This is a genomic window from Halobellus inordinatus, assembly GCF_024464655.1.
GTDB classification, from domain to species: Archaea; Halobacteriota; Halobacteria; order Halobacteriales; family Haloferacaceae; genus Haloquadratum; species Haloquadratum inordinatus.
On sequence record NZ_JANHAV010000002.1, the window covers coordinates 60,190 to 73,582 of the forward strand.

The following is a 13,393-nucleotide window of genomic DNA, read 5'->3' on the forward strand; positions in this document are numbered from 1 at the left end:
GTATGTACATCGGACGATTCGTCGTCGTCGCGCCCGACTTCGGCGCCTACCGCGTGTCCTCGCGCTCGTTCCCCAACCGCCAGATCGTCGCTCGTGACGGGACGCTGACGGTCGCCCCGACGCCGGACGCACCCGAGAACGACAACCCCTACGTCTCCTACAACTGCGTCCGCGAGGGCGGCGACGGCGTCGTCGTCGGCAACGGCTCGCACGTCGATCCCATCGCGGAGAAACTCGACCTCGGCTATCCGGCGCGCGACGCCCTCGCGTCGTCGCTTCTTGCGCTCGACTACGAGAAGGACGATTACGACACACCGCGCGTCGCGGGCGTCGTCGGCGAGGAGTCCTACGTCGGCATCGTCCGCCGCGACGCGCTCCTCGTCGAATCAGTCTCCGAACCCACGCTCGTCGCCACCTACGAGGAAGACGAACCGACGGCGATCGACTTCGACGGCGACGATCCCGACGCCATCGCGCAGGACGCCTACGATCTCGACTACGAACACGCCGTCTGCGCGGCGGGCGTCACCTACGGCGGCGGCGACGTCGACGTCGGCTTCTACAACGGCGCGTAGTCGCCCGGACACCTCCTCCCTGTCTGAAACTCACCGCCGGACGGCAGCCCCTCCCGTTTCGGTGCTGCATTCCGGCACGGAACTTTTTGTCCGCAGGGTCACGTATCCTCGCGTATGCAGGTCGCCGTCATCTCCGACATCCACGCGAACAAAGTCGCGCTCGATGCCGTCCTCGACGACCTCCCGCCGGTCGACGCGCTCGTCTGCGCGGGCGACGTGGTCGGCTACAACCCCTGGCCCGCCGAGTGCGTCGCGGCGATACGCGAGCGCGACGTACCGACGGTGATGGGAAACCACGACCGCGCGGTCTCCTCGGGGACGTCCTTCCGGTTCAACTCGATGGCGGCGGCCGGCGTCGAGTACGCACGCGAGGAACTCGACGACGACGCGCTGGAGTGGCTATCGGATCTTCCCGACGAGCGAACCGTCCTCGACGGCCGGATCAAACTGGTCCACGGCCACCCCGAGGATCCCGACCGCTACACCTACCCCGAGGAGTTCTCGCCCGCGATGCTCGACGGCGAGGACGTGCTCGTGACGGGTCACACCCACGTCCAAGGCCACGAAATATTTGCGGACGGGATCGTGATGAACCCCGGCAGCGTCGGCCAGCCGCGCGACGGCGACCCTCGGGCGGCCTACGCGCTGGTGGATCTCGACGATCCCGCAGTTGAGGAGCGACGCATCGCATACGATGTCGATGCCGTGGCCGAGGCTGTGCGCGAAACTGATCTCCCCGAACGGATCGGTGAGCGACTGTACGAGGGTCGGTGAGGACCTCCCGCGCGCTCAGAATTCGCCTTGGACGATCTCGAGCGTCTCCTCGCGGTCGTCCCACGCGACGAAGATGGCGACGGACGTCGCCGACGTGATGACGTCGTGGATATTGATCCCCGCTTCTGCGATCGGCTGGACGATGTCGAGGATGACGCCGGGTCGGTTCGGCAGTTCGCCGCCGGTGACGCGGATGACCGCGATGTCGTCGTCGACGGTGACAGACGACAGCGTCTGGTCGTCGACGACTTTCGAGTGCAGCAGATTCTCGGCTTCTTCGGCGCGGTCCTCGCCGATGTAGAACGTCACCGAGTCCATCCCGGACGCGACGGCGTCGATGTTGATCTCGGCCTCGCGAAGCGACTGCGAGAGGTCTGCGAGGATCCCGGGGCTGTTTCGGATCGAGCGCCCGGCGACGGTGAGACACGCCAGCGGGTTCTCCTGCATATCGATGAGGTTCTCGAACTCGCCTTCGATCAGCGTCCCGCCGGTCAACAGGTCACCGTGCTGATAGTGGACGACGCGAACCCCGAGCTCGTCGTTCTTGTACGACAGCGCCGAGGGTGCGACGACTTCCGCGCCGCGGAAGGAGAGGTTGCGGAGTTCGTCGACGGTGATCCGGCCGACGTTGCGCGCGCCTTCGACGACGTGTGGGTCGCCGGTCATCACGCCTTCGACGTCGGTGACGATGACGACCTCGTCGGCGTCCATATAGCGGCCGAGCATCACGGCGGTCGTGTCCGAACCGCCGCGTCCGAGCGTGGTGATCTCACCTTCGAGGTTCTGTGCGAGAAAGCCCGTGATGACTGGGACGACGTTGTCCAGTTCTTCGGCGAGTTTGGCGGCGCGGCGCTGCGTCTCCTCGACGTCGACTTCGCCGAGGTCGTTCGCGATGACCGGCCAGTCTTCCGCGCCGGGTTCGACGAAGATGGCGTTGACGCCGCGCGCGGCCAGAGCCGCTTTGAGCATCCGGACGCTCGTCCGCTCGCCCATCGAGACGATCTCCGCGCGGTCGCGGTCGTCGGCCTCGAACTCGATGTCTTCGAGGAGTTCGTCCGTCGTATTCCCCATCGCGGAGGCGACGACGGCGATCTCGTGGCCTTCCTCGACCGCCGCGGCGATCGAGTCGGCGGCGCGGTTGATCCGGTCGCCGCTTCCGAGAGAAGTCCCCCCGAACTTTGCAACTACGCGCACGGTCGATCCTCCTGTCGGCATACGAGACAGATCTGCGAGTGGTGCTCTGACATAGCCGATGATTGCGGGGGGGTAGTGTAAAACCTTGTCTCCCGTCTCAACCGTTGCCGAGTTCTGCTGATCGGCGTGCGACCGTCGCTACGGACGATACTCGAAACCGGATCGTGATGGATCGTGAAATCCTGACAGCTTCGGCGCGAATCTGCCGCGGTCGTTTAAGTTTCTCCGCTCTAATACGGACGTATGACCGTAAACGTCCGAGACGCCGTCGAGGCGGACGCCGAGACGCTCGGATCCATCGTCGACCTCCCCGCAGACGCGCTCCGGAACGTCGTCCACGACCGGACGGTGCGCCTCGCGGTCGACCAAGCCGACGCGGGGCCGAACGCCGACGCCGAAAACGGTGAGAACGCGGAATCGGTGCTCGGATTCGTCGCCTTCGACGTCAGAGACGGCACGGTACACGTGACTCAGCTCGCGGGCGATGCTGACGTGGCCGAACGACTGCTCGCGGAGCCGGTTCGCTTCGCGGTCAACGAGGGCTTCGACGTCGCCTTCGTCGTTCCGGACTCCGACGACGACGCCGAGGCGGCCGCCGAAGCCGCGGGCTTCGAGGCCGCCGGTCCGGGGCCACGCTTCGACGGCGACTCGACGACGCGGTACCGATTCCGGCCGGGTGACTGATCGCTGGTAGATCCCTCTCAGGAGAACTTCCGCACCGTCATATCGAGCGTGTCGAGGTCGAGGATGGGTGCGTAGCCGACGTCGGGGTCGATGTTTACGGACTTCTGGAAGTCGGTCTGCGCCTGCCAGCAGCCGGAGTTGACCGCGAGGACGTTGTGGTACTTCCCCCACCCGAGTTTGTGGACGTGGCCGGTGTGGAAGACGTCCGGGACCTCCTCCATCACCAGGTAGTCCTCCTCCTCGGGGGCGAGCCGTGTCTTCCCGCCGAACTGCGGCGCGACGTGCCGCTTCTTCAGGAGTTGATACATCGCCTTGTGGGGGTCGTCGTAGCTCGCTTTCTCTTCGGGGAGTTCGGCGATGACCTCGTCGAGCGAGACGCCGTGATACATCTGGATGTTCACGCCCTCGACGGTCACGAGCGACGGGTTGCCCGTGATGCGCGCGTCGTGGGCCGATATAATGTCCCGGAGTCGCTCGTCGAATCCGGGTTGGGGCTCCGCGAGGCGAACGGCGTCGTGGTTCCCCGGGATCATCAGAATCTCCATATCGCCGGGGACGTCTTTGAGGTGTTCGGAGAACTGCTCGTACTGCTCGTAGATGTCGACGATATCGAGCTCCTCGTCCTGGTCCGGGTAGACGCCGACGCCTTCGACCATATCACCCGCGATGAGCAGGTACTCCACCCGTTCTGCCGCCTCGGTGTGGAGCCAGTCGGCGAAGCGACCCCAGGCGTCGGCCTCGAACTCCTGGCTGCCGACGTGGACGTCCGAAATGAGGGCCGCCTGGACGTGTCTGTCGGCGGTGTTCGGCGAGTACGTCCGCGGCACGTCCGGGAAGTACATCGCGTCGACGAACATAATCCCCGCGTCGTCCGAGAGCGTCCCCTCGACGGCGATGCACTCGTCGAGCAGCAGTTCGTCGACCAGGCTGGCGAACTCGCGGTCTTTCATCACGAGACAGGGGAACGTCCCGGTCGTGTCTTCCAGTTCCACGAGCCAGTGGCCGCTTTTCGTCGATCGGATGTCGTTGACGAGGCCGATCATCGCGGCGTCGTTGCCGCCGCTCATCGACTGGATCGCCTCGGCCGGCCGGTGATTGACGCGGCCGCGGAGTTGCTTCGAGAGCTTCTCGTAGCGGTCGCGGAACACCTTCACGAAGTCCTCGTACGCTCCCGTCCCGGTGCTCTGACCGGTTATGTCGCCGCTGACCTCCAGCGACCGGAGCGCTGGGTCGCGTCGCGACGCTGCGTCCCCAGTGGGAGATGCATCGTCTGTAGCCCGCGTCGAGGTAGGCGCGCTCTCCACCTCCGGCGCGGTCGAATCCTCCATTTCGTCTGGACCCTCAGAATCGGTGCGACTATCTGCCGCTTGCCGATTTTGTCCTGGTTTTCCACTAGAAACAGAGGGGTCTGGAGAGACGCCGGAGTCGTCGGCGGTAGGTGCGGCATCTGTCGGGTCGGCGTCGGGTCGCGCCCCGCCGAGCGCGGCCCGGACGTCGGCGACGGTGATCCGCAGCGCGTCGTCGTCGACGGACTCGACGACCCGTTCGAGCGCTCGCGCGGGGTTCTCCGCGGCCGCGATGAGCGTCACTGCCTCCTGTTCGGCGTTGTAGCCGCGTCCGGCGAGTTCCCGCACGATGCGCACCGGCGTCTCCAGAGGCACACCGGGCGAAGGAGGTAGCGGATGAAAAGCGTACTGAACCCGCCCGCCGATCGGGAGGCGCGGCCCAGAAGCTTGAAACGCGGCGACGGAGAACGTTCCGGTAGATGACGGACGACGAGGGCAGCGCGGACGACCCCGGCCGTTCTGACGTTCCCGGCGACGACGGAGATCCGTCGGCCGACACGGACGCTGCCGACGCGGGTGAGCGACGCGACGAGGCTCGCGGGACGACGACGCCCCGTACTGACGACACTCCCTCCGGGGCGGCGCACGAGGCGCGAGCGTCGTCCCCAGCCGACAGCGAAGACGACCAGCGCGACACCTCTGCTGGCGTCACCGAACCGGGTCCGAACGGCGACCGTCGGCCGCGCCCCGAACCGGGATCAGCTGCCGCCGGCTCACAGAGCTTTCTCACGCGCTTTCGGACGGCCCAGAGCGGCCCTTTGATGTTCGTCCGCGAGACGATTTATAGCGCTGCGGCCGTTCTCGGCGTTGGCCTCCTGCTGTTTGCGATCAGCGGCGTCTGGCCGCCGATGGTCGCCGTCGAGAGCGGGAGTATGGAACCCGAGATGCACCGCGGCGACCTCGTGTTCGTGACCGAACCGCACCGGTTCACGCCCGACTACGCCTACGACGACACCGGCATCGTCACGGTCGACATCGGCACCGAGCGAGGATATCGAAGCTTCGGTGGCAACGGCTCGGTCGTGATCTACGATCCGCCGGACCGCGTCGGCTCGCCCATCATCCACCGGGCGCACTTCTACGTCGAGGAAGGCGAGAACTGGTACGACGAGGCGAACCCGGCGTACGTGACGGCGGACGACTGCGATGCCCTCCAGAACTGCCCCGCGCCGCACGCCGGATTCATCACCAAGGGCGACGCGAACTCTCGATACGATCAAGCCAGCAACATCGCTGGCCCAGTGCGCCCCACCTGGATTCGCGGGACGGCCCGGCTCCGAATCCCGTATCTGGGGTACGTCCGGCTCCAGCTAGCCGGAATGTTCGCCGCGTAAGTCGCGGACGGCCGCTGCGCGTTCCCGCTCGGCGCTACTGATCGAGGACGTCGAGCGCCGCGGCCGCCTCCCGCGCGGCCGAGAGATGCTCGCTCGCGCGTCGCGGATCGTCGGTCTGCTCGGCTAATTGCGCGTGTCGCGTCAGCGCCCGCAGCAGCGACTGGCGTGCGGTCTGTCTGTCCGCTGCGCCGTCCGCTGCCGACACACCCTCGGTGCGCCCCTCGCTGTCGGGGGTCGCCGTCGCCTCGGGACGAGGCGTCGCGGTCACCGGGGCGGACTCGTGCCGTCCGTTCGCTGCCGACTCGGTGCTCGGTGCCGAAGCGGCGCTGCTCGGCGTCGCCCCGGCGTCGGGGATCTGATCCGCCGCGGCTTCTGCCGACCGCTCCGCGGGCGATACTGCGTCGACCTCGAGTGATTCGGGCTCCCGCTGCGCTCCGGCATTTGCGTCCGTAGCCTCCGCGGTGGGCTCAGGTGATCCCGACGCCGCAGGCGACTCGGCTGCTTGAGCCTCCGGCTCGGTTTCGGCGTCGGCCCCGGTGCCGCCCGCCTGCGCCTGCTCGCCGCCGGCGACGCGCTGGCAACTCGGACAGAACTCCTGACCCTGATACCGGAATATCGGCGCGCCGCACTCGTCGCAGTGCCGGTTGGTCATCGTCGCGCCCTTCAGCAGGAGTTCGCTCATCTGCTGGGTCTCTTTGCGTCGCTCTTCGTCTTTTTCGTACTTCTCGCGCAGTCGCTTCCGCTCCGCTTCCTCGTCGAAGTCGCTCACGTGTCCTGAAACGCGTCGTACGTCGAAAAATCCTCCGGGGTCCGGAGACGGGCGCGAAGCCGGCCTACAGCAGCGTCCCGCCGTAGAGATACAGACCGGCGAGTGCGACCTCGAAAACGAGCGTCCCGACCGCCGACAGGCCCAGGAACTTCCGGTCGTCCATCTCCGCGAACCCGGCCGGGACGGTCAACATCCCGCGCGTGAACAAGAGCGCGTTGCTCACGGGGACGACGATCGGCCCCCAGCGCTCGAACCACCCGTCGAAGCGGTCGAGCTTCGACTCCTCGATGCGGAACCACGACTTCGCGAGGAGGTACTCGCGGCCACCACGCTGGGCGACTTTGAACAGCGCGTACTGGCCGACGGTCGCGCCGAGGACGGCGACGGCGAGGACCGGGAGGAGCGCGTCGCCGCCGAGCAACAGCAGCGAACCGGGGACGATCAGCTCGCTCGGCATGAAGTACATCAGCATCGCGCCTTCGAGCACGAAGACGCCGAAGAGCACGACGTAAGCCCACTCGGACTCTAAGAGCGCCAGCAGGCGCGGGGGCATCGCGTCGAGTTGGAGGGCAAGCGCCGGCAACTGCATTATGTATCTGTTCCAGAGAGCGTCACAAACATATTTCGCTCCGTACGCCACGACCAGCGACGTCAGGATACCACGCGTGTCGTCTCTTGTCGTGTCGGCACCCGCGAGCGATGCGATTTTTTCCGGCCGTCGCGAAGTCCCGGTATGGACCTCACAGACCGCCCGCGGCGACTCCGCCGGGACGGCATCAGATCGCTCGTCAGCGAGACACAACTCGACGCACACGACCTCGTCGCGCCGGTCTTCGTCGACGCGACCACAGACGAGCGCGTGCCGATCGACTCGATGCCAGGCCACGAGCGCGTTCCGATCGACGAAGCGGTCGCGCGCGTCGAGGAAGTTCGCGAGACGGGCGTCGAGGCCGTGATGGTGTTCGGCATCCCCCACTCAAAAGACGAGCGGGGCACGCGCGCGTGGGCGGACGACGGCGTCGTCCAGGAGGCCGTCCGCCGGATCACCGCCGAGACCGACGCCTACGTGATCACCGACGTCTGTCTCTGTGAGTACACCAGTCACGGCCACTGTGGCGTCCTCGAACCGGAGGCGGCCGAGGAGCCGACGCTGACCGTCCAGAACGACCCGACGCTGGAACTGCTGGCGAAGACCGCCGTCTCCCACGCTGAGGCGGGCGCGGATATGGTCGCGCCGAGTTCTATGACTGACGGGATGGTCGGCGCGATCCGCGAGGGCCTCGACGCCGCGGGCTACGAGGACGTCCCGATTATGTCCTACGCGGCGAAGTACGAGAGCGCCTTCTACGGGCCGTTCCGCGACGCTGCCGACGGCGCGCCGGCGTTCGGTGACCGGCGACACTACCAGATGGACCCCGCGAACGGTCGCGAGGCGCTGCGGGAAGTCCGACTCGACGTCGAACAGGGCGCGGACGTGTTGATGGTCAAGCCCGCGTTGGCGTATCTCGACGTCGTCCGCGACGTCCGACGGGAGTTCGAGCACCCGGTAGCGGCATACAACGTCTCCGGCGAGTACGCGATGCTGCACGCCGCCGCCGAGAAAGGCTGGCTCGACCTCGAAGAAGTCGCCTACGAGTCGCTGCTCGCGATGAGACGCGCCGGTGCGGATCTGATCATCACCTACTTCGCCGAGGACGTCGCGGCGCGGCTCTGATCCCGCTGTCGGACCCTCAGCTCTCTCCTCGAAGATAATTTCCATACTGAAATCAGAGGCGGCGCGCGCTCCCTAGATAGTATAATCTGGCAGGAATTGCCTGAACGGATGTCCAATAGAATTCGAAATAATTCTGCGATTCTGGACAGAATAGGGCCTTATACACATAATATTGTTACCCAAATCATACGAACGTCTGAATACGAACACGTATTTTGGACGTTTTCAACTCCAAATTTTATATACTACCTTTGCTTGAAGATATCCCGTGAGACACAATACGAACCGCACCGAATTTGGCGCACTGTTGGACGAATGTCCGTCAAAAGTGGTGAAAGTATGGTAACTCCGTTACAGGTCGATCCCGCGACGGTCGCCACCGGGATCAACAACGTCTGGGTGCTGGTGGTCACGTTCCTGATCTTCTTCATGCAGCCGGGCTTCGCGCTCCTCGAAGCGGGGCAGGTCCGCGCGAAGAACGTCGGGAACGTGTTGATGAAGAATATGACCGACTGGATCCTCGGCACGCTCATCTACTTCGTCGTCGGTGCCGGGGTGGTGAGCATCGTCGGAGCGCTGACCTCCGGCGGCAGCGTCGCCGGCGCGTTCGCGTACGTCAGCGATCCGAACGCGTGGATCGGCTGGCTCTTCGGTGCCGTCTTCGCGATGACGGCGGCGACGATCGTCTCCGGCGCGGTCGCAGAGCGGATGAACTTCAACGCGTACGTCCTCTTCACGATCCTGATGACGGCGGCGATCTACCCGGTCGTCGTCGGCTTCACGTGGGGCGGCGGCCTCCTCGCGAGCGGCGGATTCATCGGCGCTGCACTCGGCGCAGGCTACCTCGACTTCGCCGGCGCGACCGTCGTCCACATGTGCGGCGGCGTCGCCGGTCTGGTCGCGGCGAAGTTCGTCGGAGCGCGCAAGGGCCGCTACGACGAGAACGGTAACAGCCAGCCCATCCCGGGTCACTCGATGCTGCTGGCCGTCCTCGGAACGTTCATCCTCGCGTTCGGCTGGTACGGCTTCAACGTCGGCACGCAGGCGACCATCCTCGCGGTCGAGGACGGCAGCCTCACGTTTATGGGCGCCGCGCTCGGTCGCGTCGCGCTCGTGACGACCCTCGGAATGGGTGCGGGCGGTGCAATGGCGATGCTGACCTCCGCGCGCTACCAGGGCAAGCCTGACCCGCTCTGGACCGCGAACGGCCTCCTGGCCGGCCTCGTGGCCGTCACCGGCGCGGTCCCGCACGTCACCTGGTGGGGCGGCGCGCTGCTCGGCGGCCTCGGCGGCTTCTTGGTCCTGCCCGCGTTCCACTTCACCGTCGACCGGCTGAAGGTCGACGACGTCTGCGGCGTCTTCGCTGTCCACGGCGTCGCCGGCGCAGTCGGCACCGCGCTCATCCCGGTCTTTGCGGTCGGTGGCTTCGCGCTCAATCAGTTCGTGCTCCAGGTCGTCGGCGTCGGCGTCATCGCGCTCTGGACGATCGCCGCCTCGGCGGTCGTGCTCGTGGCGCTGGACTCGCTGGTCGGCCTCCGCGTGAGCGAGCGCGAAGAGAGCGAAGGCCTCGACGAGGGCGAACACGGCGTCGCGGTCTACCCCGAGTTCGTCCCCAACGAGCGTCGTGAGAGTACCGTCGCCACGGACGGCGGCGACATTCGTACCGACGGCGGTGCGGACGTCTCCGAAACGGAGGTGAGCGACGATGAGTGACGAGATCAAGCTGGTGATGGCGTACATCCGGCCGGACAAACTCTCGGACGTTAAGCAGGCGCTGGCAGAGGTCGGCGCGCCGTCGTTGACGGTCACGAACGTCTCCGGTCGCGGCTCTCAGCCCGCGAAGAAGGGCCAGTGGCGCGGCGAGGAGTACACGGTCGATCTCCACCAGAAGGTAAAAGTCGAGTGCGTCGTCGCCGACATTCCGGCCGACGACGTCGCCGACGCGATCCTCGAAGCGGCGAGCACCGACGAGAAAGGCGACGGGAAAGTGTTCGTGCTGCCTGTCGATTCGGCGCACCAAATACGCACGGGTAAGTCCGGTCCTGACGCCGTATAGCGGCCGTCCCCGATCGGTGCCGGAGAGAAAGATCAAAGACGGGCGCTCACCGCACTCCCGGTGTGGAACTGACGCCGGTCACCGCCCTCGGACTCGTCGCCGCGCTCGTCGGCTTCGAGTTACTCGACCGACTTCGCGGCGCCATCGCTGCCGAGTCGGGCGGACGCGCTGACGACGGCCCGTCTGCGCCCCCCGCGGACGTGAGTCCGCTGGCCACCGACCTCCGCGAGCACGTCTGGAAGTGGGTGATCCCGGGACTCCTTCTGGTGATCGTCGCCCTCGAAGGCAACTCGCTGGCCTCGATCGGCTGGCGGGTCGACTCCGTCGAACGGCTCATCTTCCAGATCGGCGTCGGTCTCGCGGTGATGCTCGGGATGAACATCCTCTTTTCGCCGCTGTGGGCGCGCGTCGGCGACGGCGGCGAGAGCCTCGCGGCCGGTCTCGGGACGTTCGCGTCGCTGTCGGTCCCCGAACGGCTGTTCGTCGCGCTCACCGCGGGCGCGACCGAGGAGACCGCCTTCCACGGTTACGCGCTCGAACGCCTGCTCGCGCTCACCGGGAACGTCCCGCTCTCCGGCGGGATCGCCTTTCTCGCGTTCACGCTCGGCCACACTGGCGACACGTGGGATCGGGACGCCGTCGCCCGAATCGCCCAGCCAGCCCTCGTCACGACGCTGCTGTATCTCTGGTTTCGATCGTTGCCAGTTCTGATCGCCATTCACGCGCTGAACGACGCGGTCGGCCTCCTGCTCGCAGATCGGTTCGTGGTCCCGGACGACGGTGGCGGGCCAGCCGACGGACGCGACCCTGAGGCGGCAGAACGGGCCACCTCCGCCGCCGACGGGGACGACTCGGACGCACTCGGGTGGCTCCGTGGCGAGTGAGTGGCCCCAGTTCAGACACAGTCTGCTGCGGACACTCACGTCTGCCGGACGACTGCGCGAAGCGACAAGGATTTTGGACGCGCCGGTCGAATCGAGGCGTATGAACCACGACGAGTCGCGGGCGCTGTACGACCGCGCGCTGTCGGTGCTCCCCGGCGGCGTCAACTCCTCGGTTCGGGCGACCCGACCGTACCCGTTCTTCATCGAGCGCGGCGACGGCGCACACGTCGTCGACGCCGACGGCAACCGCTACATCGACTACGTGATGGGCTACGGCCCGCTGCTGTACGGCCACGATATGCCCGAGCCAGTTCGCGCCGCCGTCCAGTCGCACGCCGCTGACGGTCCGATGTACGGCGCACCGACGGAGATCGAAGTCGACCTCGCGGAGTTCGTCGCCCGACACGTCCCCTCCGTCGAGATGATCCGCTTCGTCAACTCCGGGACCGAAGCGACCGTCTCGGCCGTCCGCCTCGCGCGCGGCTACACCGGCCGCGACAAGATCGTCGTGATGCAGGGCGGCTACCACGGCGCCCAGGAGTCGACGCTCGTCGAGGGCGGCCCCGAACACGCTGAACCGAGCACGCCCGGCATCCCCTCGTCGTTCGCGGAGCACACGATTCCGGTGCCGTTCAACGACGAGGAGGCGATCGAGCGCGTCTTCGAAGCGCACGGCGAGGAAATCGCCGCAGTTCTGACCGAACCGATTCTCGCCAATACCGGTATCGTCCTGCCCGTGGACGGCTACCTCGAACGCCTCCGCGAACTGACCGCCGCCCACGACTCCCTTTTGATCTTCGACGAGGTCATCACGGGCTTCCGCGTCGGCGGCCTCCAGTGCGCGCAGGGAAAATTCGGCGTCACGCCGGACGTGACGACGTTCGGCAAGATCGTCGGCGGCGGGTTCCCCGTCGGCGCGATCGGCGGCCGCTCGGAGATCATCGAGCACTTCACGCCCGCCGGCGACGTCTTCCAGTCCGGCACCTTCTCGGGCCACCCCGTGACGATGGCTGCCGGCTACGAGTACCTCACCTACGCTGCCGAGAACGACGTCTACGAACACGTGAACCGCCTCGGCGAGCGCCTGCGGGAAGGCATCGCCGAGATCGCCGCCGATCAGGCGCCCGCATACACGGTCGTCGGCACCGACTCGATGTTCAAGACGGTCTTCACGCGCGACGGCCCCGCCTCGGCCGACGCCGACGTCTGTGACGCCGGCTGCCGACAGCGCGAGTCGTGCGCGCGGTACGACCACTGTCCGAAGACGGGCGCCGACGTCGCCGACGCCGAGACCGAGCGCTGGGAGCGGATCTTCTGGCAGGAGATGAAAGAGCAGGGTATCTTCCTCACCGCCAATCAGTTCGAGTCGCAGTTCGTCTCCTACGCCCACACCGACGAGGACGTCGAGGAGACGCTCGAAGCGTACAAAGAGGCGCTGTAGGTCGTTTCGTCACGGTCCCGGACTTTTTGTAGGATACCGGCGTACGGAGGGGTATGTCGAGCCCTCCACACGACGAGTCTCCCTCTGAGGACGACACTCCGACGCCGCCGACTGACGAGCCGACGCCGCCGACTGACGAGCAGTCGCGAGAACGCGACGTGACCTCGCCCATCGGCGAGCAAGCGCAGGACTTCGACGACCCGATCGGCGACCTCCTCCCGCGCGCGAGCGTCGACTCGCGGTGGTGGTACTGGATCGCCGCGATCCCGCTGTACGTCGTTCTCGGCGGCGTCCTCGCCGTCCTGTTCGTCGGCGCGTTCCTCTTCGACATCTTTCTCACCGGCGGAATCGCGACGGTCTTCGGGGCGTTCATCGTTCTCCCCGTTTTGGGCCTTCTCGGCCTCGTCCTCACCATCCTGTTCCCGGTCGCGACCTACGTCGACGCGCGAGCGATCGCCGAATCTGACGCGTCGTGGACGCCCGACCCGCTCGTCTGGGGCCTGGCGGCGCTCGCGACGGTCGTCCTGAGCGCGTTCACGCTGAGCGTCGTGCTGGCGCTGTACTACCTCTACAAGCGGCACGTCGCGGTCGGCACGCCCTGAGACCACCCTTCGGTCTCCAG

Annotated in this window: 14 protein-coding genes; 10 read left to right on the top strand and 4 right to left on the bottom strand. The window is 66.6% G+C overall.

The window, feature by feature from the left end:
* Window positions 1–2 precede the first annotated feature (2 nt).
* Entirely contained in the window at window positions 3–575 is a 573-nt protein-coding gene (locus NO347_RS04560; protein ID WP_256288477.1) for an IMP cyclohydrolase, read from the top strand.
* Between the two features lie 114 nt (window positions 576–689).
* A complete protein-coding gene (locus NO347_RS04565) occupies window positions 690–1,349 on the top strand; it encodes a metallophosphoesterase family protein (protein ID WP_256288478.1) in 660 nt (219 codons plus the stop codon).
* Between the two features lie 15 nt (window positions 1,350–1,364).
* On the opposite strand, the gene NO347_RS04570 is transcribed toward NO347_RS04565, so the two are convergent.
* Window positions 1,365–2,543, bottom strand: a complete 1,179-nt coding sequence (locus tag NO347_RS04570) for an aspartate kinase (RefSeq protein WP_256288479.1) — start codon at window positions 2,541–2,543, stop codon at window positions 1,365–1,367.
* A gap of 243 nt (window positions 2,544–2,786) precedes the next feature.
* Between NO347_RS04570 and NO347_RS04575 the strand changes: the two genes are divergently transcribed.
* On the top strand, window positions 2,787–3,227 hold the full coding sequence (locus NO347_RS04575) for a hypothetical protein (RefSeq protein WP_256288480.1): 441 nt from the start codon (window positions 2,787–2,789) through the stop codon (window positions 3,225–3,227).
* Between the two features lie 17 nt (window positions 3,228–3,244).
* Here the strand turns inward: NO347_RS04575 and NO347_RS04580 are convergent, their stop codons facing one another.
* Window positions 3,245–4,888 (bottom strand): DNA-directed DNA polymerase II small subunit, encoded by a 1,644-nt coding sequence (locus tag NO347_RS04580; protein ID WP_256288481.1) that lies wholly within the window; start codon window positions 4,886–4,888, stop codon window positions 3,245–3,247.
* A gap of 446 nt (window positions 4,889–5,334) precedes the next feature.
* Between NO347_RS04580 and NO347_RS04585 the strand changes: the two genes are divergently transcribed.
* Window positions 5,335–5,907, top strand: coding sequence for a S26 family signal peptidase (locus NO347_RS04585; protein ID WP_256288897.1), 573 nt, complete (start codon window positions 5,335–5,337; stop codon window positions 5,905–5,907).
* A 34-nt stretch (window positions 5,908–5,941) separates the two neighbouring features.
* Here NO347_RS04585 and NO347_RS04590 read toward each other — a convergent pair whose 3' ends face one another.
* Window positions 5,942–6,676: an Sjogren's syndrome/scleroderma autoantigen 1 family protein gene (locus NO347_RS04590; RefSeq protein WP_256288482.1), complete on the bottom strand. Its 735-nt coding sequence runs from the start codon at window positions 6,674–6,676 to the stop codon at window positions 5,942–5,944.
* A gap of 64 nt (window positions 6,677–6,740) precedes the next feature.
* Window positions 6,741–7,265, bottom strand: a complete 525-nt coding sequence (locus NO347_RS04595; RefSeq protein ID WP_256288483.1) for a DedA family protein — start codon at window positions 7,263–7,265, stop codon at window positions 6,741–6,743.
* A gap of 144 nt (window positions 7,266–7,409) precedes the next feature.
* Here NO347_RS04595 and hemB point away from each other — a divergent pair, with 144 nt between their 5' ends.
* The 6 genes from hemB (at window position 7,410) to NO347_RS04625 (ending at window position 13,373) form a co-directional block, all read left to right on the top strand.
* A complete protein-coding gene (hemB, locus tag NO347_RS04600) occupies window positions 7,410–8,390 on the top strand; it encodes a porphobilinogen synthase (protein WP_256288484.1) in 981 nt (326 codons plus the stop codon).
* A gap of 339 nt (window positions 8,391–8,729) precedes the next feature.
* Window positions 8,730–10,103 (top strand): ammonium transporter, encoded by a 1,374-nt coding sequence (locus NO347_RS04605; protein ID WP_256288485.1) that lies wholly within the window; start codon window positions 8,730–8,732, stop codon window positions 10,101–10,103.
* On the top strand, window positions 10,096–10,446 hold the full coding sequence (glnK1, locus tag NO347_RS04610; RefSeq protein ID WP_256288486.1) for a nitrogen regulatory protein GlnK1: 351 nt from the start codon (window positions 10,096–10,098) through the stop codon (window positions 10,444–10,446). The genes NO347_RS04605 and glnK1 overlap by 8 nt, the downstream gene beginning before the upstream one ends.
* Before the next feature lie 62 nt (window positions 10,447–10,508).
* The gene (locus tag NO347_RS04615; RefSeq protein ID WP_256288487.1) at window positions 10,509–11,330 is read left to right on the top strand and encodes a CPBP family glutamic-type intramembrane protease; all 822 of its coding nucleotides are present in this window, start codon (window positions 10,509–10,511) and stop codon (window positions 11,328–11,330) included.
* A gap of 100 nt (window positions 11,331–11,430) precedes the next feature.
* Window positions 11,431–12,771, top strand: coding sequence for a glutamate-1-semialdehyde 2,1-aminomutase (gene hemL, locus NO347_RS04620; RefSeq protein WP_256288488.1), 1,341 nt, complete (start codon window positions 11,431–11,433; stop codon window positions 12,769–12,771).
* 53 nt (window positions 12,772–12,824) lie between these two features.
* Window positions 12,825–13,373 carry a hypothetical protein gene (locus NO347_RS04625; protein ID WP_256288490.1) on the top strand — a complete coding sequence of 183 codons (549 nt, stop codon included), beginning with the start codon at window positions 12,825–12,827 and terminating at the stop codon, window positions 13,371–13,373.
* Window positions 13,374–13,393 lie beyond the last annotated feature (20 nt).